A 24525-nucleotide genomic window follows, 5' to 3' on the forward strand; every position below is an offset into this window, starting at 1 on the left:
GAATGAACAAGACATTGGTTGTAAGTGCACTGAGCGCAGCGCTGTTGCTGGCCGGTTGTCAGTCGGTCAACACCACCAGCGGCGGCGCCGTCGGTGTCGAGCGCAAGCAGTACATGTTCAGCATGCTGTCCTCGCAAGAGGTCGACCAGATGTATGCCCAGTCGTATCAGAAGACCGTTGGCGAAGCGTCCGGCAAAGGCGTGCTGGACAAGACCAGCAGCGATGCCAAACGGGTTCAGGCGATTGCTGACCGGTTGATCGCCCAGGCGCCGAACTTCCGCCCGGATGCGGCGCAGTGGAAGTGGGAAGTCAATCTGATCAAGAGCGACGAGCTCAACGCCAACTGCGGTCCTGGCGGCAAGATCATTTTCTACACCGGGCTGATCGACAGCCTGAAACTCACCGACGATGAAATCGCTGCGGTGATGGGTCATGAGATCGCCCATGCCTTGCGCGAGCACGGTCGTGAAGCGATGTCCAAGGCTTACGGTATCGAGATGGCCAAGCAGGGCGCGGGTGCGTTGCTCGGTCTGGGGCAGGACAGTCTGGCGCTGGCCGACACCGTGGCCAACTACGGCATGACACTGCCAAACAGCCGTGCCAATGAAAACGAGGCTGACCTGATCGGTCTGGAGCTGGCCGCACGCGCGGGGTACAACCCGAACGCGGCGATCACGCTGTGGAACAAGATGAGCAAGGCTTCGGAAGGCGCGCCACCGGAGTTCATGAGCACTCACCCGGCATCGTCCAGCCGGATCGCTTCGTTGCAGGCGGCGATTCCGAAGGTCATGCCGCTGTACGAAAAAGCTCCGAAGTCCTAAGAGTCGAAGGACACAACGATTCTTCAGGTTGGGAGGGCTGTTGTGGCGAGGGGATTTATCCCCGATGGGCTGCGAAGCAGCCCCAAAATCTGCAAATGCGCTATGTCTGACACTCTGAGGCAGCAGGTTTGGGGGCGCTTCGCGCCCCATCGGGGATAAATCCCCTCACCACAGGTTTTGGGTAGTTCAGTAGACGGGGGTTAAACCCAGCCACTGCTCTGCATCGCCTTGTACACCGCAACGATCGCCAGAATCAGGAATGCCGAAGCCGCCAGGCGACGGATCAAGGTCAGCGGCAATTTGTCCGCGGCAAAGTTACCCGCCAGAACCACCGGTACGTTGGCAATCAACATGCCGGCAGTCGTGCCGATAATCACCAGCCACAGATCCGGGTATTGCGCAGCGAGCATCACCGTCGCGACCTGAGTCTTGTCGCCCATTTCGGCAAGGAAGAATGCAATTAGCGTGGTCAGGAACGGCCCGAACTTGCGCGCGGTGCTGGTTTCATCGTCGTCCATTTTGTCCGGGACCAAGGTCCACAGCGCAGTGGCGGTGAAGCTTGCGGCAAGGATCCAGTGCAGCGTCGCATTCGAGAAGAAGCTGCCGAACCAGGCGCCGACCGCACCGGCTGCTGCGTGGTTGGCCAGGGTCGCGGCGACAATACCGGCAATGATCGGCCAGGGTTTGCGGAAGCGAGCGGCGAGAATCAGCGCGAGCAGTTGCGTCTTGTCGCCGATTTCGGCCAAGGCAACGATTGCGGTGGGAACGAGTAACGAGTCCAGCATCAGGATTTTCCTAAGGGGCGGGTCGACACGGCTATGACACGTACAGCCTTCCCGCCCCGGGTAAGGTGTGCGTGTCATAGGTCTTGTCAAACCCTGCGATCCGTCTGGTGCGGACGCTTGGGTCGCATACGCCATGATCTGAGGATCAAGTATGTTGACGTATGCCGGACGAGCTTGGCGCTCGTGGGAGACTACTCCCCTAGGACGGAGCGGATTCTGCCTAGGCAAATCCGATAGAGCAAGCCTCTTTTTGAAAAGAAATCTCAGCCACGCTTGGCCCGGTAAATCCGGAAACCGTTGCCTTCAGCCTTGATCGCACAGACCCCGAGATGCTCTTCGATCAGCGGTTGATACTTCAGGAAGCTGTTCGCCACAAGGCGCAGTTCGCCACCGTTTTTCAGATGTTTTGCTGCTTTTCGCAGCAAGTTCTCGGTCGCGAAATAATCGGTGTGCACGCCGACATGGAACGGCGGGTTGCTCAGAATGGCGCTCAGGCCCATCGGCGCCGCATCGATTCCGTCACCGGTCAGTACGTCGGCTTCCAGACCGTTGGCAGCCAATGTCAGACGGCTGCTGGCGGCGGCGAATGCGTCGACATCGAGCAACGTGACCTGATTGTGCGGATAACGACGTTTGACCGCCGCGCCCAACACCCCGGCGCCACAGCCGAAGTCGAGCAGATGACCGCTCGGCAGTTTGTCCAGATGCTCCAGCAGCAGCGCACTGCCGCGATCCAGTCGGCCGTGGCTGAAAACCCCCGGCAGGCTGATGACTTTCAGCGCACCTTCAGCCAGTGGCAGCTCATAAGTCTGCGCCAGACTGTCCAGCGATTTCGCTTCAGGCGCATTGGCTACCGTAACTTGCCACAGTTGGCAGTGGCGTGCGCTGTCGAGCTTGCGTGGCTTGCCGAACGGATTGAGTTGTTTGGACGCGCCTTCGATGCCGCTGCGTTTTTCTCCGACCAGAAACACCTCGCGTCCGGCCAGACGCGAGGCCACAGCGTTGAGGATGTAATCGGTCAGATCTTTGGACTTGGGCAAAAACACCACGGCGCTGTCGAACTCGCGCTCAGGAATGTTCACGCCAAAATGGCTGCGATCCTCGAAACGCGCATCGAGGGCGGCTTGATCACCGGCATGCCAGCACCAGCCAAAGGCGTTGGGCAAGCGCCCGAGCAAATCGTCGGCAGGCAAACCGGCCAGCAACAGCGAGCCCTGAAACAACTCGGCCTGACGAAGCAGTACTTCACTGCGCGGATCCATAACTGCTCCTCAAAAAAAAGTGCCGCAGTTTATCAACTGACGACCCGCAGCGCCTTACCGCTGAAGAATGCCTGGGCGTTTTCAGTCAATTGACCAACGATGCGCTGTCGGGCTTCGCGGCTGCCCCAGGCGTTATGCGGGGTGACAATGAGGCGCGGGATGTCGGCGGCCAGCAGCGGATTGCCTTGGGTGGGTGGCTCGACGCTGAGCACATCGGTGGCGGCGCCGCCGAGATGGCCGCCGCGCAAGGCATCGGCCAGCGCCTGTTCGTCGATCAGTCCGCCACGGGCGGTGTTGACCACGAACGCGCCGGGTTTCATCGAGGCCAATTCGCGGGCGCCGATGAAGTGACGGGTGTGTTCGTTGAGCGGGCAGTGCAGGGTGAGGGCGTCGATCTGCGGCAGCAGTTGGTCCAGCGGCAGACGATCCGCTCGGGCCGGGCGCCCCGGAATCTGGCCGAGCAATACGCGCATGCCGAATGCTTCGGCGAGGCGCGCAACCGCGCCGCCGAGTTCGCCATGACCGAGCAGGCCGAGGGTTTTGCCTTCGAGTTCGACAATCGGGTAGTCGAGCAGGCAGAACTGTTTGGCCTGCTGCCAGCGACCTTCGCCGACGGCTTTCTGATAATCGGCCAGGCGGGTGGCGAGGTTGAGCAGCAGCATGATCGTGTGTTGCGCCACCGATGGCGTGCCGTAACCCTGGCAATTGCACACCGTGATGCCGTGGGCGCGAGCGGCTGCGAGGTCGACGTTGTTGGTGCCGGTAGCGGTGATCAGGATCAGTTTCAGATCGGGGTTGGCAGCCATCGCGGCGGCGTCGATCAGGATCTTGTTGGAGATCGCTACGGTTGCGCCGTGCAGACGTTCGGTGACTTGTTCAGGCAAGGTCTGGGCGAACAGTTGCAGGTCGCTGAAGCAGGCGCGCAACGGGCTGAGGTCAAGATCGCCAAGATCCAGCGAAGGGTGATCGAGGAATACGGCGCGGCGCGGGTTCGTCATCAACTGTACCTTTTGTGCTTTGAACGGAAGGCGTAATCTGCCGAGCCTACCAGATGAAACAATTGGTTACGCATAGCGCCCGCAATACCGTGTGGCGAGGGGATTTATCCCCGTTGGGTTGCGAAGCAGCCCTAAAACACCGCGTTGTAACAGTTGGACCGCATTGGCTGGACTTGCGACTGCTACGCAGCCGAACGGGGATAAATCCCCTCGCCACAAGGCACTGCGTTTCCTACAGATTTGTTAATAGACCAAGCTGCCCCAGAGGAGCCCCCATGTACTGGACCGAGTTCTTGACCGTTGCACTGATCCACCTGCTGGCCGTCGCCAGTCCCGGCCCGGACTTTGCCGTAGTGGTACGCGAAAGCGTGACCCACGGTCGCCGCGCCGGCACCTGGACGGCGCTGGGTGTCGGCACGGCGATTTTCCTGCATGTGGGGTATTCGCTGTTGGGCATTGGCCTGATCGTGTCGCAGTCGATCGTCTTGTTCAACGCGCTGAAATGGGCGGCTGCGGCTTACCTGTTGTACATCGGCTTCAAGGCGCTACGCGCGCAACCGGCAAAAACCGTTACCGATGACCTGCACAAGGAAGCGGGTGTGCGCACTGCACGCGGCGCTTTCACTTCGGGCTTCGTCACCAACGGTCTGAATCCGAAAGCCACGCTGTTTTTCCTGTCGCTGTTCACCGTGGTCATCAACCCGCACACGCCACTGGCGATTCAGGCGGGTTACGGGGTTTATCTGGCCGTCGCAACCGCATTCTGGTTCTGCCTGGTGGCGATGCTGTTCAGCCAGCAACGCGTGCGCGCCGGTTTCGCCCGCATGGGGCACTGGTTCGACCGCACCATGGGCGCGGTGCTGATCGCTCTTGGCGTGAAAATCGCGTTCACCGAGATGCATTGATACTGGGGGGGCACAATCCCCTGTGTAGGAGCTGCCGAAGGCTGCGATCTGTTGATTTTGCTTTTAAAAGAAAAGATCAAAAGATCGCAGCCTTCGGCAGCTCTTACAGGAGTTCGCTCAGCTTGCTAAGGGTATTGAGATATTCGCGGGGATTCTCCCCGAGCAAGCGGCGAAACATCGCGCTGAACGCCCGCGCGCTGCCGTAACCCAAGTCCCGTGCCACGCTTTGCACGCTGTCCCCGGCGAGCAGGCGCGGCAGCGCTTCCATCAGGCGCAGTTGCTGGCGCCAGGCATTGAAATTCATCTGCAATTGTTGCTGAAACAACCGCGTCAGCGTGCGTGAGCTGGCGCCGACCTGCTGCGCCCAGTCTTCCAGCGTGTTGGGATGATCCGGGGTTTGCAGCAGCGCCAGACAAATGTTTTGCAGGCGTCGGTCGGTGGGCATTGGAATATGCAGCGGCAGGTTTTCCAGGCTGGCGAGTTCTTCCAGCATCAGTTGCTGGATCAACGGGTTGTCGGCATGCGGCGGGCCTTGCACGGCACGCAGGATCAGCTCGCGCAACAACGGCGTGACCGCCAATACGCAGCACTGATGCAGTCTGGCCGGCGACAGCTCGGGGGCGATGAACAGCGAACGCATCTGCACATCGCCGGACATGAAAATCTCGTGCGCCACTTCCGGCGGAATCCATACCGCGCGACTGGGCGGAATCACCCACGCGCCCGATGCCGTGACCACGCGCATGACTCCGCTGACGGCATACAGCAACTGTGCCTCGCGATGCAGGTGCAACGGCTGGTGCGCGCCGTCCAGATAATCCCGGGGATAGGCACTCACCGGGCCGTGTTCAAAGTGGCTGATCAACATGGCGGATTTGATGACTTCTATGGCAGAAATGCGCTTTTTCGCCAAATTAGCATAAGCGCATCACAACAACGAAAAGCGTGCCGCAATGAATCAATCCAGCCAAGTCATCCGCTACATCAACGCAGCCCATGTGATCGATCACATGTTCATGCTGATATTTCCTGCCGCCGTGCTCGGCATGACCCAGGCCTTTGGCCTCGACTACGCCGCGCTGATTGGCCTGTCGCTCGGCGGCTTCATCGCTTTCGGAGCGTGTTCGCTACCCGCCGGCTGGCTGGGTGATCACTGGAGCCGGCGGCAGATGATGCTGGTGTTCTTCTTCGGCATCGGCGCTTCGGCGATCTTTACCGGCCTGAGTAACAGCCCGACCATGCTGGTGATCGGCCTGACCCTGATCGGCATTTTTGCCGCGATCTACCACCCAGTGGGCACGGCGATGTTGGTGGCGTACGCGCAAAACCGTGGCCGGGAAATCGGTATCAACGGTATGTGGGGCAACCTTGGCGTGGCGTTTTCGGCGCTGATCACCGGTTTGCTGGTGGCGCAATTCGGCTGGCGCTCGGCGTTTCTGTTACCGGGTGTGGTAGCGATCGTTCTGGGCGTCGGTTTCGCCTTGCAGGTGCGCGAAGAGCCGATTCCGCAACGCCCGCACACGGCGCTCAAAGGCGCCGGCGGCCAACGCATTTCGATGGTCATGGTGTTCAGCGTGCTGGCACTGGCCACCGCTACCGGCGGTGTGGTGTTCAACGCCACCACCATGACCTATCCGAAACTGTTTCAGGAACGCTTGCATGAACTGTTCGCCTCGCCGCAAACCCTTGGCGTGGTGGTCAGTCTGGCCTACGCCTTTGGTGCGGTCGCGCAATTGAGCATTGGTCGGGTGTTGCACCGCGTCAGCCTGAAATGGCCGTTCATTGTGTTGACGATGTGCCAGGCGCCCCTGCTGTTCGCGCTGGCCTATGCCGACGGCTGGGTGGTGATCGCCCTCGGTGCAGCGTTTATGTTTGTGGTGTTCGGTCAGGTCACGGTGAACGATGCCATGGTCGCCAACTTCGTCGCACCGCAGTGGCAATCCCGGGTCTTCGCCCTGCGTTACTGTTTATCGTTCGGTGCCAGTGCGACAGCGATTCCGCTGATTTCCTATGTAGAACCGCGCCAGGGTTTTGTAGGGCTTTATTTGATTCTGGCGGGGTTCGGTGCTTTGACCTTCCTGGCAGCAGTGGTTTTCCCACGCACTCCTTCCGAAGAGGCGGTGGGACAAACCGTCTGAGCGGTGACGGATTCCGGCAAATGCTGGCGCAAAGCTAGCATTTGTACGGCTGTGCAAATCATTCCTTCGGCTGATTTGGCTGGCGTATAAGGGTTCTAGAGTACAAATCTCTACGCCAACACCGTGCAGTCAGAAAAGGGATTCTTATGTTGCAGACTCGCGTCATTCCCCCGGCCGATGGGGCCTACCAGTATCCATTGCTGATTAAACGGCTGCTGATGTCCGGCGCCCGTTACGAGAAAACCCGCGAGATCGTCTACCGTGACCAGTTGCGCTACAGCTATCCGACCCTGATCGAGCGTGTGGCGCGGCTGGCCAACGTATTGACGGCAGCCGGTGTGAAGGCTGGCGACACCGTGGCGGTGATGGACTGGGACAGCCATCGTTATCTGGAATGCATGTTTGCCATCCCGATGATCGGTGCGGTGATCCACACCATCAACGTGCGCCTGTCGCCGGAGCAGATCCTCTACACCATGAACCACGCCGAGGACCGCTTTGTGCTGGTCAACAGCGAGTTCGTCGGGCTGTACCAGGCCATCGCGCCGCACCTGACCACGGTCGAGAAAACCCTGCTGCTGACCGATCTGCCGGAGAAAACCGCCGAGCTGCCGAATCTGTTCGGCGAGTACGAGCAACTGCTCGCGGTCGCCAGCCCGCAGTATGACTTCCAGGATTTCGACGAAAATTCGGTCGCCACGACGTTCTATACCACCGGCACCACTGGCAACCCGAAAGGCGTGTATTTCACCCATCGGCAACTGGTGCTGCACACCATGGGCGTGTCGACGATCATGGGCGCCATCGACAGCGTGCGTCTGCTTGGCACCAACGACGTGTACATGCCGATCACCCCGATGTTTCACGTGCATGCCTGGGGCCTGCCTTACGTGGCGACCATGCTTGGGCTCAAACAGGTTTATCCGGGGCGTTACGATCCGGAGTTTCTGGTCGAGCTATGGCGCAAGGAGAAAGTTACGTTCTCCCACTGCGTGCCGACCATCCTGCAAATGCTGCTCAACGCCAAAGGTGCGCAGGGCACCGATTTCGGCGGCTGGAAAATCGTCATTGGTGGCAGTGCGCTCAATCGCACCTTGTATGAAACCGCCAAGGCCCGCGGCATTCAGCTCACCGCCGCGTATGGCATGTCCGAGACCGGGCCGCTGGTTTCCTGCGCGCATCTCAATGATGAACTGATGGCCGGCACTGAAGACGAGCGCACCACTTATCGGATCAAGGCCGGTGTGCCGGGGCCGTTGGTGGAGGCCGCCATCGTCGACGCTGAGGGCAACTTCCTCCCGGCCGACGGTGAGACCCAGGGTGAGCTGGTGCTGCGCGCACCATGGCTGACCGAGGGCTATTTCAACGAGCCGCAGAAGGGCGCCGAACTCTGGGCCGGTGGCTGGCTGCATACCGGTGACGTGGCGACGCTCGACAGTATGGGCGTGATCGACATCCGTGACCGCATCAAGGACGTGATCAAGACCGGCGGCGAATGGATCTCTTCGCTGGACCTCGAAGACCTGATCAGTCGCCATGTCGCGGTACGCGAAGTAGCAGTGGTGGGCATCGCCGATCCACAGTGGGGCGAGCGCCCGTTTGCCCTGCTGGTGATCCGTGAAGGTCATGAGATCGGCGCGCGCGAGCTCAAGGAACATCTCAAGCCGTTCGTCGAACTGGGGCACCTGAGCAAGTGGGCGATTCCGAGTCAGATCGCCCTTGTTACCGAAATTCCCAAGACCAGCGTCGGCAAGCTCGACAAGAAGCGCATCCGTCTCGACATCACGGAATGGCAGACCAACAACAGCACCTTCCTCTCGACACTTTGAGTGTCTGCTGGCGCGCCGAAAGCGGCGCGCCAGACCCACCAAGCAAGCGCTTGGCTTGTGAAATCGAAAAATTCAGCCATCCTTGCCGTGCCGACATGTGTCGGACTGGCGAAAGGACTGTTCCAGAGTGGTTGGCAGCTGCAAATCACACTTTAGAGGGATCAAGCAGTACCCCCTGCTGGCTATAGTCCGCTCAAGGATTTTTAAGAACGGGGCACACGCACAAAACGGGGCGATGCATCTTTGGAGTGATTTCGGGCCGCCGCTGGCACCCGGTCACCCACAACGTTTTTAAAAGTACTCACTGCCATAACAATAATGCACATGGAGTAGCGTCGATGACCTCAGTAAACCAGTTCTGGCGCCGGGCGAAACTGCCTCTGGCGGTCAGTCTTGCTTCTTCGCTCGCCGGGCCCGCATTCGGCGTCAGTTTCAACGTCGGTGAAATCGAAGGCCAGTTCGACTCTTCCCTGTCGGTCGGTGCCAGTTGGTCTACCCAGCAACCGAACAAGAACCTCATCGGCGTCAACAACGGCGGTCATGGTCTGTCTCAGACTTCCGATGACGGCCACCTGAACTTCAAAAGCGGTGAAACCTTCTCGAAGATTTTCAAGGGTATCCATGACCTTGAATTGAAGTACGGCGACACCGGTGTGTTTGTCCGTGGCAAATACTGGTACGACTTCGAACTGAAGGATGAAAGTCGTCCGTTCAAGGACATCAGCGATTCGGGCCGCAAGGAAGGCGCCAAGTCTTCCGGCGCCGAGATCCTCGACGCCTTCGTCTACCACAACTACTCGATTGCCGATGAGCCGGGTTCCGTGCGTCTGGGCAAGCAAGTAGTCAGTTGGGGTGAAAGTACCTTCATCGGTGGCGGTATCAACTCGATCAACCCGATCGACGTGTCCGCTTTCCGTCGTCCAGGTGCCGAGATCAAGGAAGGCCTGATTCCGGTCAACATGTTCTATGTGTCCCAGAGCCTGACCGAAAACCTTTCGGCCGAAGCGTTCTATCAGCTGGAATGGGACCAGACTGTCGTCGACAACTGCGGCACGTTCTTCTCGCAGCCGGACATCGTGGCCGACGGTTGCAACGACAACCTGCGCGTGCTGAACAAGCGTTCACAAATCCCGGCCATCGCTTTGGGGCCGTTGGCCGCCAACGGTGTCAGCGTCAACGAAGAAGGTGTTCTGGTTCGCCGTGGTCCGGATCGCGATGCCCGTGACAGCGGTCAATGGGGCGCATCCTTCAAGTACATGTACGAACCGCTCGACACCGAGTTCGGCGCCTACTTCATGAACTACCACAGCCGTGCGCCGATCTTCAGCGCCACCGGTGCGCCACAGTCTGTCTACAACACGGCGCGCGCGCTGCCGGGGCCGTTTGCCGCACTCGCACCACTGCTGGTGGCGGGCAACTCGAACTACTTCATTGAATACCCTGAGGACATTCGTCTCTACGGTCTGAGCTTCTCCACCACCCTGCCTACCGGTACGGCGTGGAGCGGTGAGATCAGCTACCGTCCGAACGCGCCGGTACAACTGAACTCCACCGACATCCTGTTCGCCGGTGTGCGTCCGATCGGCGGCGCACTGACCAACGCTTCGATACTCAATGGCGTGCCGGGTCAGGATCTGCACGGTTACGAGCGCAAGGAAATCACCCAGATTCAGACGACGTTCACGCACTTCTTCGATCAGGTCATGGGCGCCAGCCGTCTGACCCTCGTGGGTGAAGTCGGCGCGACCTACGTCGGCGGCCTGGAAAGCCGTTCCGACAAGCGTTACGGCCGCGATCCGGTGTATGGCCCGGGTGAGTTGCCGGCCACTGGCGGGGTCAATACCTGCGCCAACATTCTCAACGCCAGCACCATCAATGGCGCCGGGCCGGGTTCGCCGCAGAACAACCGCAGCCGCAATTGCGACAACGACGGCTTCACCACGTCAATGTCCTGGGGTTATCGCGGTCGTGCGATCTGGGAATACAACGATGTGTTTGCCGGTGTGAACCTCAAGCCGAACGTGGCCTGGTCCCACGACGTCAGCGGTTACTCGCCAGGCCCTGGCGGCAACTTCGAGGAAGGTCGCAAGGCTGTCAGTCTTGGCGTCGATGCCGAGTACCAGAACACCTACACCGCGAGCCTGGCTTACACCAATTTCTTCGACGGCAAGTACACCACTGTGGATGATCGCGACTTCGTTGCGCTCAGCTTCGGCGTGAACTTCTAAGCACTGCATTTCAGGACGAACGAATTTATGAAAATAACAAAGAGTCTGTTCCACGCCGGAGTTCTGGGCCTGTCGCTGCTGGCGACCGGTGTCATGGCCGCAGTGCCTGCTGCCGAAGCCGACAAGCTGGGCAAGAGCCTGACCCCGATGGGCGCCGAAATGGCTGGTAACGCCGACGGTTCGATCCCGGCCTGGAAGCCGCTGCCGAAGAATGCCGGCAGCGTCGACAGCAAGGGTTTCCTGTCCAACCCGTACGCCAGTGAGCAACCGCTGTTCACCATCACCGCGAAGGATGTGGACAAGTACAAGGACAAGCTCGCGCCGGGTCAGTACGCGATGTTCAAGCGCTACCCGGACACCTTCAAGATGCCGGTCTACCCGTCCCATCGCGGCGCGACCGTGCCGGATGACGTGTTCGCCGCCATCAAGAAGAACGCCACCACCACCAACCTGGTATCCGGCGGCAACGGTCTGGAAAACTTCGACACGGCGGTGCCGTTCCCGATTCCGAAGAGCGGCGTGGAAGTCATCTGGAACCACATCACCCGTTATCGCGGCGGCAGCGTGACTCGTCTGGTGACCCAGGCAACGCCACAACCGAACGGCTCGTTCAGCCTGGTGTATTTCCAGGACCAGTTCGTGTTCCGCGACAAGATGAAGGACTACGACCCGAAAAACCCGGGCAACATCCTGTTCTACTTCAAGCAGAAAGTGACCGCGCCGGCACGTCTGGCCGGTGGTGTGCTGCTGGTGCACGAGACGCTTGATCAGGTTAAAGAGCCACGTTCGGCGTGGGTCTACAACGCCGGTCAGCGTCGTGTGCGCCGTGCGCCACAAGTGTCCTATGACGGCCCGGGTACTGCGGCGGACGGCCTGCGTACCTCCGACAACCTCGACATGTTCAACGGTGCACCGGATCGCTACGACTGGAAGCTCGAAGGCAAGAAAGAGATGTACATCGCTTCCGACAGCTACAAGCTCGACGATCCGAAACTCAAATACACCGACATCATCAAGGCTGGCCACATCAATCAGGACCTTGCCCGTTACGAGCTGCGCCGCGTCTGGCATGTGGTTGCAACCCTGAAGGAAGGTCAGCGCCACATCTACGCCAAGCGTGACTTCTACATCGACGAAGACACCTGGCAAGCTGCCGTGATCGATCACTACGACGGTCGTGGTCAGCTGTGGCGTGTGGCCGAGGCGCATGCCGAGGACTACTACGACAAGCAAGTGCCGTGGTACGCCCTGGAAACTCTCTACGACCTGCAGTCCGGCCGCTACCTGGCACTGGGTATGAAGAACGAAGAGAAGCAGGCGTATGACTTCGGTTTCACCGCCACCACCAGCGATTTCACCCCGGCCGCTCTGCGTCAGGACGGTGTTCGCTAAACCGCTGTAGACGCGAGGCCGCATCCTCGTGAAAACGCCCCGACTGGTTCGGGGCGTTTTTTTTCGTGTAGGAGCTGCCGAAGGCTGCGATCTTTTGATTTTTAAATATCAACATCAAAAGATCGCAGCCTTCGGCAGCTCCTACAGGGGGGGGGGACGTGCATACGTGTCTGTAGTCTTTTTGTAGCCATTTGTAGCAGCAACCTTCATAACCGGTTCGTTTAAGGCTAGTCTGCGGACATCTGCAACGCCGCCAACAGCAATTCGAACAAGAGCCGGCCATGACTGATCTGTCCCCACTTCCGGGTCCCGCAAGCGTTGCCGTCGCGGCACTGGACGGGCGTTTTTTTCGCCCGCCGCTGCCTGACGGATACGTCTTGCGACCACGCCTTTGCGAGCGTCTGCAGGCCGGGCTCGGCGGGCGGCTGTTGCTGGTCAGCGCGCCTGCCGGGTTTGGCAAGAGTTCGCTGGCGGTGGAATTCTGCCAAAGTCTGCCGGCGCATTGGCAGAGCCTCTGGCTGGGCTTGAGCCCGCGCGACAGCGACCCCGGGCGGTTTCTCGAGCGCCTGCTCGAAGGCTTGCAGGATTACTTTCCGCAACTGGGCAGCCGCGCACTGGGCCTGCTGAAGATGCGTCAGCGCCACCAGCCGTTTGCCTTCGAAGAATGGCTCGACGGCTTGCTCGATGAGCTGACGCTGCACCTCGATCCGGCAACGCCGCTGCTGCTGGTTCTCGACGATTACCATCTCGCCCAAGGGCCCGTGCTCGACCGTTGCCTGCAATTTTTCCTCAATCATTTGCCCGATGGCTTGCTGGTCATGGTCACCAGTCGGCAGCGTCCGGACTGGCATCTGGCGCGCCTGCGCCTGTCGCGGCAACTGCTCGAACTGCATGAGCAGGACCTGCGCCTGACCCATGACGAAGCCTTGACCCTGCTCGATCGCCACAGCACATCACTGCGCGGCGAGGCCCTGGAAAACCTTATCCAGCGCAGCGAAGGCTGGGTCGCCGGGCTGCGTTTCTGGCTGCTCGCGGTGTCTGAGGCCGGCAGCGATACGGCATTGCCGCAAGCGCTGAACGGCGGGGAAGGGCTGATCCGCGACTATCTCCTTGAAGAAGTCATCGATTGCCTGCCCGCCGAAGTGCAAGCCTTTCTCTACGACACGGCGCCACAGGAACGCTTCTGCAGTGAGTTGTGCGATGCCGTGCGCGAAGCTCATGACAGCGCCGAGATCTTGCGCTTCCTGCTGGCGCATCAGGTTTTTCTGGTGCCGCTCGACGAGCACGGGCATTGGTATCGCTATCACCATTTGTTCTCTGATCTATTGCGCAGCCGGCCGATTGCTCAGGCGATGGTGCCGACTGCAACGCTGCATTTGCGTGCCTGTCGCTGGTTCAACGCACAGGGGCTGCTGGATGAAGCGGTTGAACAGGCGTTGCGCGCCGGTCACCTCGATGTCGCCGCGAACCTGGTGCAGAACCTCTCCGAGGAGCAACTGCTGGCCGAGCAAAACGTCGGCATGTTGTTGCGCTGGAAAATGGACCTGCCCGACAGCCTGCTGATCAGCACGCCTCGTCTTATCGTTCTCTACAGTTGGGCACTGGGGCTGGCCTGTCAGCTCGATGCCGCCGAAGAGTTGTCCAGCCACCTGAGCCGCTTTCTGCCGGCGCCTTCCGCTACCGCGCAAAAGTCGATGCTCGCGCAATGGCTGGCGTTGAGCGGGATCATCGCCCGCGGTCGCGGCCATCGTGAATTGACCCTCAGGTATTGCACCGAAGCACTGGAGAGCCTGCCCGCCAAACGCTACGGTCAACGGCTGATGTGTTTGTCGACGCTGTCCAATCTGGCGATTGCCGACGGTGATCTGTGGCGCGCGCGCGGCCTGAATCGTGAATCCCTTGAACTGGCTCAGCGCGTCGGCAACCCGTTGTTCGAAGCGTTGGCGCATTACGACCGTGCCCGCGTATTGCAGGCACGCGGCGAAATCCTCCGCGCGCTGGATGAAGTGCATCAAGGGCTGGAGCGCCTGCGCGGTTTGTCGCCGCAACGTTTGTACGCGGTTCGCGCGCGGCTGACGCTGTACGAAGGTTTTCTACTGGCCATGCGCTTGCAGCCGCAAGCCGCTCGCGTGCGTCTGCTGGCCGGCATCGGCGAGGCGCGGGCCTGTCGCGATATCAGCGTATTGATCGGCCATTGCGTCATCGCTCGACTGGAGGGCAGCAGCGGCGAGTTCGCCAAGGCTTTTGCCGAACTCGCCGAAGCCGAACGACTGATGCACATCTGGGACGTGCCGCCGATCTACTATCTGGCGATGATCACGTTGGTCAAATGTGAGCTGTGGCTGGCGCAGGGTCGCACTGATCTGGCCGAGGCGTGGCTGGCGCGTCTTGGTCAGACTTACACGGGCGAACGTGCTGCCGCACCACCAGAGTTTCATCCACAGTTGCCGTTGCATGTTGAACTGCAACAGGCGTTGCTCGACATGATTCAAGGACAACCGATGCTCGCCGAAGGGCGGCTGAATGTATTGCATGAAAATGGTCAGCAGACCGGGCGCCAGTTGCTCAGTGTGATGGCGTTGACGCAGAAGGTCGCGTTGCTGCTGGCGGCTGGACGCGAGCCGGAAGCGCGCAAGGCGTTGAGCCAGGCACTGGAAGCTGCGGCCGGGGGAGTGTTGCAACCGTTCGATGCGTTGGTGAAAGGACATGCAGACTGGTTGCGCGGGCAGTTACAGGCTTCACCAGCGTTGGCGGCCCAACAGTTGCTGGAGCAATGCCCACCTGCCACAACCCGACCAGCCGCCGAGTTCGCGACCACCGAACAACTCAGCAGTCGGGAGCTGGCAGTGTTACGTCTAATCGCCCAAGGCTGTTCGAATCAGGAGATCAGCGAGCAGTTGTACATTTCGTTGCATACGGTGAAAACCCACGCCAGCCATATCAACAGCAAGTTGGGCGTCGAAAGGCGTACGCAGGCGGTGGCGCGGGCGAAAGAGTTGGGGGTATTGCAGTAATTGTTGCCTGAAGCCTCTGGCGCACGGCAGACCTTGAGCCAGAGGTTATCGGTTACTTCTGTTCGGCAGAGCCCACACTCTTTATCGATCCCTCACGGTTCAGAATCGAAATCAGGCCCAAGGCGCAATCATCCACCGTTTTGCTGGCAATTGACTGCTGCAGATTCTCGCTCAACACGGCTCTGAATTTTTTCACCGGCAAGGTTGCATTCCACTCCAGTAGTTTCTGGACGGCGGGTGCAGGAGCGCCGCTGGATTTTTGATAAAGGCTTTCTGCGGTGCCATCACTCATGATCACGAAACCCGTGGGCGCTTCGATATGCCCGCGGTACAGCCGCAGCTTGGATATCGCTTTAGGATCCGTCAGAAACCAGGTGGTATTGGCGAACTCGCCGTTTTCCGGAGGTGAAAGCGTTTGCAGTTGTCCGTTGGAATCAACACTGGCAATAACGCCGTCTCCCAAGTGCCCCGCGATATAGCGTCCGCGCGAGTACGCGACGAACGACAGCGTGCAGGCCAGGTCGTTGATGGTGCAGCCGAGCTTGGCGGATTTACGCCTGAACGCGTCCAGGCAGCGATTGACCAAGCGCTGGGTGGCCTTCGCGTTGTGCTTGTCCATGTTCTGCCAAAGGCTTTCGAAATTTTTGCAAACGTAGGCGAGGGTCGCGGTGACCGCGACCTGGGCGCCGATGTCTGATCGTTCTCTGGAGCCGGCACCGTCAGCCAATGAAATGCAGGTCACGCCGTTGGACTCTCTGGCTGCCACATAGTCCTGGCAAGGACTCCGGGTTTTCAGATGCGAGCGCCCAGCCACAGACGCGAATGCGGTTTTACAGGTGAAGTCGACCGAGAGCTCAGACATGGCTCAGACCTGTCCCCATGCTTCGATACCTTTGATATCCAGCGGCACCGCGTCACCCGGTGTCGACTGAGATGCACGTGAGACGCTTTTGCTCAGCCAGCCAAAGAACTCATTGAAACGCAGGCCTTTGAGGCGAAGCGGGGGGCGCGACGGCGAAAAGCGAGCGAGCGACTGAACGTTTGCGGCTTCACCGATCGCGATCGGAAACACCGTCAGTTTACGTTTACTGATCAGGTCGGTTACGCGAGTGGCCGCTTCGTCGATGTCATCGGTTGGCTCGCCATCCGTCATGAGGACCATCCAGGGCTGGAAGTAGTCGACGCCGGCCTGTTGGTAATCTTCCTTGCGTGCCTCCAGCAGATCCAGAGCGATGCTCACGGCGTGTCCCATCGGGGTCATGCCGGAGGCGACCAGCGGTGGCACGTCCTGACGGCTGATGGAGCCGAAATCCATCACCTTTTGCGCTGTGCCGCCGAAAGTCACGATGCAGATTTCAGCGGCATATTGCGCCACGTCATCTTCGCGAATTGCTTCGAAAAACATCCTGACACCCGACTGCAGTTCCGCAATCGGTTGGCCTTCCATCGATCCGCTGACATCCAGAACAAGGCAGACGGGTACGCGTGTGGTCGGGTTTTCAGCGAGTTCTTCCTGGCTGAGGAGGTAATTGTTTTCTGGCATGGAAGTGTCCTTTTAGGGGGAGCGTTATAAAAAACGCTTCAAGAGTCTTTTGAACCAGCGCGTCACATAGCTTTCCGGTTGGCGCGGGCGCGCAGGTGGAGAGACGTGGGATTGCGGTCGAGTGGCGTTCGGTTGCTGTTGCGGTCTTGCCGACGCGGGGCGAGCAGGGGGAGGCGCAGCGACGGGGGCAGTGAGTCCAGGTACAGGCGTCACCACTTTGGGCACTGGCGGTGGAGTCGGTCGAGGCGTGACAGGTGCTGGGGGTGGCGCCGCACGTTGGCCAGCCTGCTCGATTTTCTTCTGGCTTTCACTGGCCAGTTTTTTCAGTTTTGCTGCTTTCTGGCATTCCGAGCAAATTGTCGGTTTGCCCGCCGCCTTCATTTTTTCAAACCATTTTTTGGAAACTTTGTGGTTTTTTTTGCAACTGCCGCAGACATCCTCAATGGGGTCACTGATATGAAATTCGGCAGGAAACAAATCATCGCTATGCTTGTTTTTGCGCAGATCTTCGCCGTACTGCGTCAGCAGTTTCAGCCAGTCACTGATGGGGCGTCGCTGATTGTCTTCGAATGTATTGCTGAATGCCTGTTTGACCAGATACGGCAAATGGCTCCAGATGTGCTGCCATGTGCCCACCGGCGTGACGCTCGCTCTGCCAATGCCACTACCTTTTTTGAATCGGTAGGGGAAGTTCATGGCCTTGATATTGTCGGAAGCCGTTCCGCCACCCTGTTGAGAGTAGGGTGGTTTGCCGGGTAACAGGATCATGAACAGCATGGTGGCAATGGCGAACAACTCATGATTCTTTGTTCGCAGGTAGTCGCCATATTTTTTGTCCTGGATCTCCGGTGCGGTGAAGGGCACCGTGCCCACTTCACAGGGAAAATGCCCGATCTGGAAGCTATCGGTATCGACCACCCAGACCTTGTTGCTGTCCGATGTGACGAGCAGATTCATCGGGTTGATGTCGCCCACGATGATGTTCAGCGAGTGCAGGTATTGCACCTGTTTGAGAAACGCGGTCGCGACATTCACCAGATCGCGTCGAGTCCATTTCGCGAACTTACTCTGCAGTACGTGTTTGATAAACACCGTGGTGTGTAGTGGTTTGCCTTCTGCCTGAGGCATGACATAACCGACGAACTCTTTTTGCGCATTGAAAACCAACTCGCTCGGCCAGCAGATGCCGGGCTCGACGATCTTGCGCGTCACCATAAGGCTGATTTTCTCACGGCGCCGGGTTGTGAGTTTTTCAGTGTGATAGATCTTGCACACCTGCGCGTGGCCGACCACGGGGTGAATGGTTCCCTCTCCACCGGAGCTGATGGATTTGTCCAGCGTCAGTTGGCGTCCACTTGAGGTTGTGACGACCGAGCCCGCCGTGACGCGTTCACCTTTGTTACGGATAACAACGTCGGCAGTGAGCAGAGGGCTTTGGGGAAGATCGAAAGGTATGATTGGTGCAGGTGCAGGTGCAGGTGCAGGTGCAGGTGCAGGTGACGGTGCCCTGCCGGTCCAGCGTTGAGCTCTGGTCTGCGCGGCTTTGCATTGAGCGAGTTGCAACTCGTCACAAGTCAGTAACAGCAAGTCGTAGTGACGGCACCAGTCGACGACGTCACCGGAGGGGGTCCGTTCCAATGGCGCAGTCGTGCGTTTGAGCGCGAAGATCGAATGGCCATTGAAGGTGCACTCGCTCAGCAAGTCGTCGGGATGTAGCGCGATACCTTTCGGCAGCGCCCGCAGCGGTCGTGAGGCCTGGCTGCTGAAAAAGCGGAAAAAGTCGCGAGCGTTTTTGTGGACCTGCTCGGTTCCCTTTGTGAGGGACTCAAGCTTCAGAAGATCGGAATGGGTAATAAAGGGCAGTCCATTCCTTGCGCGGATGCGGTTGATAATATCCGGGTCCAAAAAAAGGACGCTTTTATCGACGAGCACGTGTTCCATTGAAGGGGGCATTGGCTTCCTGCCGTCTTGTTTCAAAATTGGCACGGCGCGAGGATAACCTATCAATTTTGCGGATCACAACCGCGTTAAAACGCCTTGCTATCAGGATTTAAACCATGCAAACCCCGAATACCGCGCTCATCCGCGAAACCTTCCCCGTCGGCCCGCTCCAGTGCAACTGCACGATCATCGGCGATCCGATCACCAAAAAAGCCATCGTCGTCGACCCGGGTGGCAACCCTGATCTGATCATGGCGCGCCTCGACACCCTCGGCCTGAAAGTCGTCAGCATCATCCACACCCACGCGCATCTCGATCACTTTCTCGCCTCTGGCCAGATGAAAGAGAAAACCGGCGCGACCCTGCATTTGCACAAGGATGACCAGTTTTTATGGGACAACCTTGAGATGCAGTGCCAGATGTTCGGCGTGCCATACACCCCGGTGCCATCACCGGATCGCTGGCTCAGCGATGACGAAGAACTGGCCTGCGGTTGTGGCGTGGCGCTGCACACGCCGGGTCATACGCCAGGTTCCATGAGCTTTTGGTTTTCCGAGGCTAAGCTGTTGATTGCCGGCGACACGCTGTTTCGTCGCGGCGTAGGGCGCACGGATTTGTGGGGCGGCGATCAGGCGACCATCGTGCGTTCGATCAAGCAGCGGTTGTACACCCTGGACGAAGACGCAATCGTTGTTGCCGGGCATGGTCCGGACACGCGTCTGGGCGATGAGATGCGCGAAAACCCGTTTGTGCGGGCCTAAATATTTTGTCACGAGTGTACGGCGGAATTTTTGTGCATTGTCATGATCCAACGCCCGCAGAGGTCCATTGCCAAACGGCCGCTGCATCACAGAATGCAAAAGTAGGAGCTCTCAATGTTCACCAAGCGTCGTTTGATTATTGTCGCTACTGCCGTGGCCTTGCTGTCCGGCTGCGCCTCGCCCAATCCTTATGACAATCAGGGCCAGGCCGACGGTGGCTCCCAGGGCATGAGCAAAACCGCCAAGTACGGTGGCCTGGGTGCGCTGGCCGGTGCACTGGCGGGTGCCGCCATTGACCATAACAACCGCGGCAAGGGTGCCTTGATCGGTGCCGCTGTGGTCGGTGCTTCGGCAGCCGGTTATGGTTACTACGCCGACAAGCAGGAAGCCAAGCTGCGTGCGAGCATGGCCAATACCGGGGTTGAAGTGCAGCGTCAGGGCGATCAGATCAAGCTGATCATGCCGGGCAATATCACGTTCGCTACCGATTCGGCGAACATCGCTTCGAGCTTCTATCAGCCGCTGAACAATCTGGCCAACTCGTTGAAAGAGTTCAACCAGAACCAGATCGAGATCGTCGGCTACACCGACAGCACCGGTAGCCGCCAGCACAACATGGACCTGTCCCAGCGTCGTGCGCAGAGCGTGGCGACTTACCTGACCTCGCAAGGTGTCAGCGGTGCCAACCTGACGGCCCGTGGCGCCGGTCCGGACAATCCGATTGCCAGCAACGGCGACGTCAATGGCCGCGCGCAGAACCGTCGGGTTGAGGTCAACCTGAAGGCGATTCCGGGCCAGCAATATGGTGGTCAGCAGCAACAGCCGGGTACGGTTCAGCAATATCCTTAACTGAATGCCTGAATGAAGAAATGCCCGATCCTGTGATCGGGCATTTTTTTGTGTGGCCTTTGCCGGCGCCATCGCGAGCAGGCTCACTCCTACAGTTTGAAATGCATTCCCCTGTAGGAGTGAGCCTGCTCGCGATGGCGATCAACCAGACACTACAAAACCATCAGATACAAAAAAGCCCCCGGACAACACAATTGTCCGGGGGCTTTTTCTTTGGTGCGAAGACTGATTACTTCTTCAGACCATAATGCTCATCGAGCATGCCCGGCGAGTTCGGGGTCTTCGGTGCGTAGTCGCGTGGAGGCTCCTGATCGCGCGGTGGCGTCAGGCGTTCACGCGGTGCCTGCGCTGCGTCGGCGTGCAGGGCGGCGATCAGGCGCTGGCGGGTTTGCTCGTCCAGGGCCAGACGATTGGCGCCCTCGGCGAGGTGATCCTGCACTTCCTGATAGCTCTGGGTCAGCTTCTTGACCAGCATCGCGGTGCTGTTGAAGTGGGTGACCACCTCGTTTTGATAACTGTCGAAACGCTCCTGGATATCATCCAGTTGACGCTGCGTGCGGCTCGGCGCGGCGTTTGGAGCAACGCGCGCGATCAGGAATCCAATGGCGACACCCACAACCAGGGCAAGAGTCGGTAACAACCAAACTAAGAGCGAGTGTTCCACGAGTCCTTCCTCTATAAACGGCTTTGCTTTACGTTAACGGCTCGAACCTGCGCTGTATACCGCGATTCACTCGCAATAGATTGGCACAGACAATTTGCTAGACGAGTCGACCCGATTCGAGGTCACGGAGTTCCTTCCTTGCTGATGCGTGAAACCCCTGTAGTGATTGACGGCCCGGTGGGTCAACTTGAGTCTCTTTACCTGGATAGCGAGCAGCCGCGCGGCATTGCGCTGATCTGCCATCCGAACCCGGTGCAGGGCGGCACCATGCTCAACAAGGTCGTTTCGACCCTGCAGCGCACCGCGCGCGACGCGGGCCTGATCACCTTGCGCTTCAACTACCGCGGCGTTGGCGCCAGCGAAGGGTCGCATGACATGGGCACCGGTGAAGTCGATGACGCGCAAGCCGCCGCTGCGTGGCTGCTGGAAAAACACCCGAATCTGCCCCTGACACTGTTCGGGTTCTCCTTCGGCGGATTTGTTGCCGCAAGTCTCGGCGGTCGTCTCGAAGCACAAGGCGTGCAGCTCAAGCACCTGTTCATGGTCGCGCCAGCGGTGATGCGTCTTGGCGAGCAGGATCAACTGCCACAACACGGCGAACTCACGGTCATCCAGCCAGAAACCGACGAAGTCATCGATCCTCAGTTGGTCTACGACTGGTCGGAAAAACTCCAGCGCCCCCATGAGCTGCTGAAAGTGGCAGAATGCGGACACTTTTTTCATGGCAAGTTGACCGATCTCAAGGATCTGATCCTGCCGCGTCTTTCGAATTGATTGCAGTCTGACAAGCGATTACCCATGACGAACCGTACCCGCATCCTCACCGGCATCACCACCACCGGCACGCCGCACCTGGGCAACTACGCCGGCGCCATCCGCCCGGCGATCCTCGCCAGCCGCGATAGCAATGCCGATTCGTTCTACTTCCTGGCCGACTACCACGCCCTGATCAAATGCGATGACCCGCTGCGCATCCAGCGCTCGCGTCTGGAAATCGCTGCGACCTGGCTGGCTGGTGGCCTGGATGTCGATCGTGTGACCTTCTACCGTCAGTCCGACATTCCGGAAATCCCTGAACTGACTTGGCTGCTGACCTGCGTTGCCGCCAAGGGCCTGCTCAACCGCGCGCACGCCTACAAGGCGTCGGTGGACAAGAACGTCGAAACCGGTGAAGACCCGGATGCCGGTATCACCATGGGCCTCTACAGCTATCCGGTGCTGATGGCGGCGGACATCCTGATGTTCAACGCGCACAAGGTGCCGGTCGGTCGCGACCAGATCCAGCACGTGGAAATGGCCCGTGATATCGGTCAGCGCTTCAACCATCTGTTCGGCCAGGGCAAAGAATTCTTCACCATGCCGGAAGCGCTGATCGAGGAAAGCGTGGCGACGTTGCCAGGTCTCGACGGTCGCAAGATGTCGAAGAGCTATGACAACACCATTCCGTTGTTCTCCAGCGCCAAAGAGATGAAGGACGCGATTTCGCGGATCGTCACCGACTCCAAAGCGCCAGGCGAAGCCAAGGATCCGGACAACTCGCACCTGTTCACCCTGTTCCAGGCCTTCGCCACACCGGCGCAGGCCGACGAGTTCCGCAGCGAACTGTTGGGCGGTCTGGGTTGGGGGGAGGCGAAGAACCGTCTGTTCCAGTTGCTCGACAACCAGCTGGGCGAAGCTCGCGACAAGTATCACCAGTTGATCGAACGTCCGGCAGACCTGGAAGACATCCTGCAGATCGGCGCGAAAAAAGCCCGTGCCGTGGCGACGCCGTTCCTCAATGAACTGCGCGAAGCCGTTGGCCTGCGCTCGTTCGTCAATCAGGTGCAAGTCGCTGCGACCACCAAGAAGAAAGCCGCGAAGGCTGCCCGCTTCGTCAGCTTCCGTGAAGATGACGGCAGCTTCCGTTTCCGTCTGCTGGCGGCGGATGGCGAGCAACTGCTGCTGTCGCGCAACTTCGCCGATGGCAAAACCGCGGGGCAGGTGACCAAGCAGCTGCAATCCGGCCAGCCTCTGGATGTGCGCAGCGAAGACCTGAGCTTCAGCGTGTGGCTGCAAGGCGAGTGTGTCGGCGACAGCCCGGCGTTCGCCGACGTTGCCGCACGGGACGCGGCCATCGCGGCTCTGCGCGTCGCGCTGACTCCGGTTCAGGACTAATCCGCGGCGCGGCCCGACCAAGGGCTGATTGCCATTCCCACGGGCCGTCGCTACAGTGACGGCCCGTTTTTGTTGCCTTGCTAACGAATTATGACGCCCCTAGAACGATACCAAGCTGATCTGAAACGCCCGGACTTCTTCCATGATGCCGCGCAGGAAACTGCTGTGCGTCATTTGCAGCGCCTTTACGAGGACCTGATCGCCGCCGATCAGAACAAGCCGGGCCTGCTGAGCAAACTGTTTGGCAAAAAAGATCAGACGCCGGTCAAGGGCCTGTATTTCTGGGGCGGCGTGGGTCGCGGCAAGACTTACCTGGTCGACACCTTCTTCGAAGCGCTGCCGTTCAAGGAAAAGACCCGCACCCACTTCCACCGCTTCATGAAGCGTGTGCACGAAGAGATGAAGACCCTCGGCGGCGAGAAAAACCCGCTGACCATCATCGCCAAGCGTTTTGCGACTGAATCGCGGGTGATCTGCTTCGATGAATTCTTCGTCTCCGACATCACCGACGCCATGATTCTCGGCACGCTGATGGAAGAACTGTTCAAAAACGGCGTGACCCTGGTCGCGACGTCGAACATCGTTCCGGACGGTCTGTACAAGGATGGCCTGCAACGTGCGCGCTTCCTGCCAGCGATCGCGCTGATCAAGCAGAACACCGAGATCGTCAACGTCGACAGCGGCGTCGACTACCGTCTTCGTCATCTCGAACAAGCGGAACTGTTCCACTATCCGCTCGACGAGGCCGCTCACGAGAGCTTGCGCAAGAGCTTCAAGGCGCTGACGCCGGAATGCACGGCCGCCGTCGAGAACGACGTGCTGATGATCGAGAACCGTGAAATTCGTGCGTTGCGCACTTGCGATGACGTGGCCTGGTTCGACTTCCGTGAACTGTGCGACGGTCCGCGCAGCCAGAACGACTACATCGAACTGGGCAAGATCTTCCACGCCGTGCTGCTCAGCGGTGTCGAGCAGATGAGCGTCACCACCGACGACATCGCCCGCCGCTTCATCAACATGGTCGACGAATTCTACGACCGTAACGTCAAGCTGATCATTTCTGCTGAAGTCGAGCTGAAGGATCTGTACACCGGCGGGCGTTTGAACTTCGAGTTCCAGCGCACGCTGAGCCGTCTGCTGGAGATGCAATCGCACGAGTTCCTGTCGCGGGCGCACAAGCCTTAAACAGTTTTCGGCAAATGAAAAGGGCCTGCAATTGCAGGCCCTTTTTTGTATCTGAA

At 59.3% G+C, this 24525-nt stretch carries 20 protein-coding genes and 1 riboswitch; of the genes, 12 read left to right on the plus strand and 8 right to left on the minus strand.

Features of this window, described 5'->3' with window-relative positions; all coding sequences use genetic code 11:
• Nucleotides 1-2: 2 nt before the first annotated feature.
• Complete coding sequence (locus JFT86_RS11915; protein WP_201236848.1) at nucleotides 3-821, plus strand: M48 family metallopeptidase; 819 nt, start codon at nucleotides 3-5, stop codon at nucleotides 819-821.
• Between the two features lie 200 nt (nucleotides 822-1021).
• On the opposite strand, the gene JFT86_RS11920 is transcribed toward JFT86_RS11915, so the two are convergent.
• From JFT86_RS11920 to JFT86_RS11930, 3 genes are all read right to left on the minus strand, one after another.
• The gene (locus JFT86_RS11920) at nucleotides 1022-1606 is read right to left on the minus strand and encodes a TMEM165/GDT1 family protein (protein WP_141127559.1); all 585 of its coding nucleotides are present in this window, start codon (nucleotides 1604-1606) and stop codon (nucleotides 1022-1024) included.
• Nucleotides 1607-1695: 89 nt separating this feature from the next.
• Nucleotides 1696-1818: riboswitch (yybP-ykoY riboswitch) on the minus strand.
• 51 nt (nucleotides 1819-1869) lie between these two features.
• Entirely contained in the window at nucleotides 1870-2868 is a 999-nt protein-coding gene (locus JFT86_RS11925) for a class I SAM-dependent methyltransferase (RefSeq protein WP_201236849.1), read from the minus strand.
• Nucleotides 2869-2900: 32 nt separating this feature from the next.
• Nucleotides 2901-3866 (minus strand): 2-hydroxyacid dehydrogenase, encoded by a 966-nt coding sequence (locus tag JFT86_RS11930; RefSeq protein WP_201236850.1) that lies wholly within the window; start codon nucleotides 3864-3866, stop codon nucleotides 2901-2903.
• 275 nt (nucleotides 3867-4141) lie between these two features.
• Here JFT86_RS11930 and JFT86_RS11935 point away from each other — a divergent pair, with 275 nt between their 5' ends.
• Nucleotides 4142-4771 carry a LysE family transporter gene (locus tag JFT86_RS11935; protein WP_103306239.1) on the plus strand — a complete coding sequence of 210 codons (630 nt, stop codon included), beginning with the start codon at nucleotides 4142-4144 and terminating at the stop codon, nucleotides 4769-4771.
• A 103-nt stretch (nucleotides 4772-4874) separates the two neighbouring features.
• Here the strand turns inward: JFT86_RS11935 and JFT86_RS11940 are convergent, their stop codons facing one another.
• Nucleotides 4875-5639: a helix-turn-helix transcriptional regulator gene (locus JFT86_RS11940; protein WP_201236851.1), complete on the minus strand. Its 765-nt coding sequence runs from the start codon at nucleotides 5637-5639 to the stop codon at nucleotides 4875-4877.
• An 85-nt stretch (nucleotides 5640-5724) separates the two neighbouring features.
• Between JFT86_RS11940 and JFT86_RS11945 the strand changes: the two genes are divergently transcribed.
• From JFT86_RS11945 to JFT86_RS11965, 5 genes are all read left to right on the plus strand, one after another.
• Nucleotides 5725-6909, plus strand: coding sequence for an MFS transporter (locus JFT86_RS11945; RefSeq protein ID WP_201236852.1), 1185 nt, complete (start codon nucleotides 5725-5727; stop codon nucleotides 6907-6909).
• A 146-nt stretch (nucleotides 6910-7055) separates the two neighbouring features.
• Entirely contained in the window at nucleotides 7056-8738 is a 1683-nt protein-coding gene (locus tag JFT86_RS11950; protein WP_201236853.1) for a fatty acid--CoA ligase, read from the plus strand.
• Between the two features lie 338 nt (nucleotides 8739-9076).
• Complete coding sequence (locus JFT86_RS11955) at nucleotides 9077-10966, plus strand: DUF1302 domain-containing protein (RefSeq protein WP_201236854.1); 1890 nt, start codon at nucleotides 9077-9079, stop codon at nucleotides 10964-10966.
• Nucleotides 10967-10993: 27 nt separating this feature from the next.
• On the plus strand, nucleotides 10994-12358 hold the full coding sequence (locus JFT86_RS11960) for a DUF1329 domain-containing protein (RefSeq protein ID WP_201236855.1): 1365 nt from the start codon (nucleotides 10994-10996) through the stop codon (nucleotides 12356-12358).
• Nucleotides 12359-12639: 281 nt separating this feature from the next.
• Nucleotides 12640-15372 (plus strand): LuxR C-terminal-related transcriptional regulator, encoded by a 2733-nt coding sequence (locus tag JFT86_RS11965; protein ID WP_201236856.1) that lies wholly within the window; start codon nucleotides 12640-12642, stop codon nucleotides 15370-15372.
• 52 nt (nucleotides 15373-15424) lie between these two features.
• Here the strand turns inward: JFT86_RS11965 and JFT86_RS11970 are convergent, their stop codons facing one another.
• The 3 genes from JFT86_RS11970 to JFT86_RS11980 are packed head-to-tail and all read right to left on the minus strand — an operon-like array spanning nucleotide 15425 to nucleotide 18868.
• Complete coding sequence (locus JFT86_RS11970) at nucleotides 15425-16234, minus strand: PP2C family serine/threonine-protein phosphatase (RefSeq protein WP_201231296.1); 810 nt, start codon at nucleotides 16232-16234, stop codon at nucleotides 15425-15427.
• 3 nt (nucleotides 16235-16237) lie between these two features.
• Nucleotides 16238-16915: a VWA domain-containing protein gene (locus JFT86_RS11975; protein WP_201236857.1), complete on the minus strand. Its 678-nt coding sequence runs from the start codon at nucleotides 16913-16915 to the stop codon at nucleotides 16238-16240.
• 24 nt (nucleotides 16916-16939) lie between these two features.
• Nucleotides 16940-18868 carry a hypothetical protein gene (locus JFT86_RS11980; protein ID WP_201236858.1) on the minus strand — a complete coding sequence of 643 codons (1929 nt, stop codon included), beginning with the start codon at nucleotides 18866-18868 and terminating at the stop codon, nucleotides 16940-16942.
• A 104-nt stretch (nucleotides 18869-18972) separates the two neighbouring features.
• On the opposite strand from JFT86_RS11980, the gene JFT86_RS11985 reads away from it, so the two are divergent.
• Both JFT86_RS11985 and JFT86_RS11990 read left to right on the plus strand, forming a co-directional pair.
• Nucleotides 18973-19617: an MBL fold metallo-hydrolase gene (locus JFT86_RS11985; RefSeq protein WP_201236859.1), complete on the plus strand. Its 645-nt coding sequence runs from the start codon at nucleotides 18973-18975 to the stop codon at nucleotides 19615-19617.
• Between the two features lie 114 nt (nucleotides 19618-19731).
• Complete coding sequence (locus JFT86_RS11990) at nucleotides 19732-20466, plus strand: OmpA family protein (RefSeq protein WP_064392880.1); 735 nt, start codon at nucleotides 19732-19734, stop codon at nucleotides 20464-20466.
• 229 nt (nucleotides 20467-20695) lie between these two features.
• Here the strand turns inward: JFT86_RS11990 and JFT86_RS11995 are convergent, their stop codons facing one another.
• Nucleotides 20696-21130, minus strand: a complete 435-nt coding sequence (locus JFT86_RS11995) for a DUF1043 family protein (protein WP_064392879.1) — start codon at nucleotides 21128-21130, stop codon at nucleotides 20696-20698.
• A gap of 144 nt (nucleotides 21131-21274) precedes the next feature.
• Here JFT86_RS11995 and JFT86_RS12000 point away from each other — a divergent pair, with 144 nt between their 5' ends.
• The 3 genes from JFT86_RS12000 to zapE all read left to right on the plus strand — a co-directional run bounded on the left by JFT86_RS12000 (nucleotide 21275) and on the right by zapE (nucleotide 24469).
• Complete coding sequence (locus JFT86_RS12000) at nucleotides 21275-21904, plus strand: alpha/beta fold hydrolase (protein WP_201238589.1); 630 nt, start codon at nucleotides 21275-21277, stop codon at nucleotides 21902-21904.
• Nucleotides 21905-21928: 24 nt separating this feature from the next.
• A complete protein-coding gene (locus JFT86_RS12005; protein ID WP_201236860.1) occupies nucleotides 21929-23284 on the plus strand; it encodes a tryptophan--tRNA ligase in 1356 nt (451 codons plus the stop codon).
• 90 nt (nucleotides 23285-23374) lie between these two features.
• Complete coding sequence (gene zapE / locus JFT86_RS12010) at nucleotides 23375-24469, plus strand: cell division protein ZapE (protein ID WP_034156483.1); 1095 nt, start codon at nucleotides 23375-23377, stop codon at nucleotides 24467-24469.
• Nucleotides 24470-24525: the final 56 nt, after the last annotated feature.

This window comes from Pseudomonas sp. TH06 (assembly GCF_016651305.1).
Classification (GTDB): Bacteria; Pseudomonadota; Gammaproteobacteria; order Pseudomonadales; family Pseudomonadaceae; genus Aquipseudomonas.

What these genes read in the sequence shown, in the direction of transcription:
- JFT86_RS11915 (WP_201236848.1), top strand. Translation starts at nt 3, where the DNA reads ATGAACAAGACATTGGTTGTAAGTGCACTGAGCGCAGCGCTGTTGCTG.
- JFT86_RS11920 (WP_141127559.1), bottom strand. Translation starts at nt 1,606, where the DNA reads ATGCTGGACTCGTTACTCGTTCCCACCGCAATCGTTGCCTTGGCCGAA.
- JFT86_RS11925 (WP_201236849.1), bottom strand. Translation starts at nt 2,868, where the DNA reads ATGGATCCGCGCAGTGAAGTACTGCTTCGTCAGGCCGAGTTGTTTCAG.
- JFT86_RS11930 (WP_201236850.1), bottom strand. Translation starts at nt 3,866, where the DNA reads ATGACGAACCCGCGCCGCGCCGTATTCCTCGATCACCCTTCGCTGGAT.
- JFT86_RS11935 (WP_103306239.1), top strand. Translation starts at nt 4,142, where the DNA reads ATGTACTGGACCGAGTTCTTGACCGTTGCACTGATCCACCTGCTGGCC.
- JFT86_RS11940 (WP_201236851.1), bottom strand. Translation starts at nt 5,639, where the DNA reads ATGTTGATCAGCCACTTTGAACACGGCCCGGTGAGTGCCTATCCCCGG.
- JFT86_RS11945 (WP_201236852.1), top strand. Translation starts at nt 5,725, where the DNA reads ATGAATCAATCCAGCCAAGTCATCCGCTACATCAACGCAGCCCATGTG.
- JFT86_RS11950 (WP_201236853.1), top strand. Translation starts at nt 7,056, where the DNA reads ATGTTGCAGACTCGCGTCATTCCCCCGGCCGATGGGGCCTACCAGTAT.
- JFT86_RS11955 (WP_201236854.1), top strand. Translation starts at nt 9,077, where the DNA reads ATGACCTCAGTAAACCAGTTCTGGCGCCGGGCGAAACTGCCTCTGGCG.
- JFT86_RS11960 (WP_201236855.1), top strand. Translation starts at nt 10,994, where the DNA reads ATGAAAATAACAAAGAGTCTGTTCCACGCCGGAGTTCTGGGCCTGTCG.
- JFT86_RS11965 (WP_201236856.1), top strand. Translation starts at nt 12,640, where the DNA reads ATGACTGATCTGTCCCCACTTCCGGGTCCCGCAAGCGTTGCCGTCGCG.
- JFT86_RS11970 (WP_201231296.1), bottom strand. Translation starts at nt 16,234, where the DNA reads ATGTCTGAGCTCTCGGTCGACTTCACCTGTAAAACCGCATTCGCGTCT.
- JFT86_RS11975 (WP_201236857.1), bottom strand. Translation starts at nt 16,915, where the DNA reads ATGCCAGAAAACAATTACCTCCTCAGCCAGGAAGAACTCGCTGAAAAC.
- JFT86_RS11980 (WP_201236858.1), bottom strand. Translation starts at nt 18,868, where the DNA reads ATGCCCCCTTCAATGGAACACGTGCTCGTCGATAAAAGCGTCCTTTTT.
- JFT86_RS11985 (WP_201236859.1), top strand. Translation starts at nt 18,973, where the DNA reads ATGCAAACCCCGAATACCGCGCTCATCCGCGAAACCTTCCCCGTCGGC.
- JFT86_RS11990 (WP_064392880.1), top strand. Translation starts at nt 19,732, where the DNA reads ATGTTCACCAAGCGTCGTTTGATTATTGTCGCTACTGCCGTGGCCTTG.
- JFT86_RS12000 (WP_201238589.1), top strand. Translation starts at nt 21,275, where the DNA reads ATGCGTGAAACCCCTGTAGTGATTGACGGCCCGGTGGGTCAACTTGAG.
- JFT86_RS12005 (WP_201236860.1), top strand. Translation starts at nt 21,929, where the DNA reads ATGACGAACCGTACCCGCATCCTCACCGGCATCACCACCACCGGCACG.
- zapE (WP_034156483.1), top strand. Translation starts at nt 23,375, where the DNA reads ATGACGCCCCTAGAACGATACCAAGCTGATCTGAAACGCCCGGACTTC.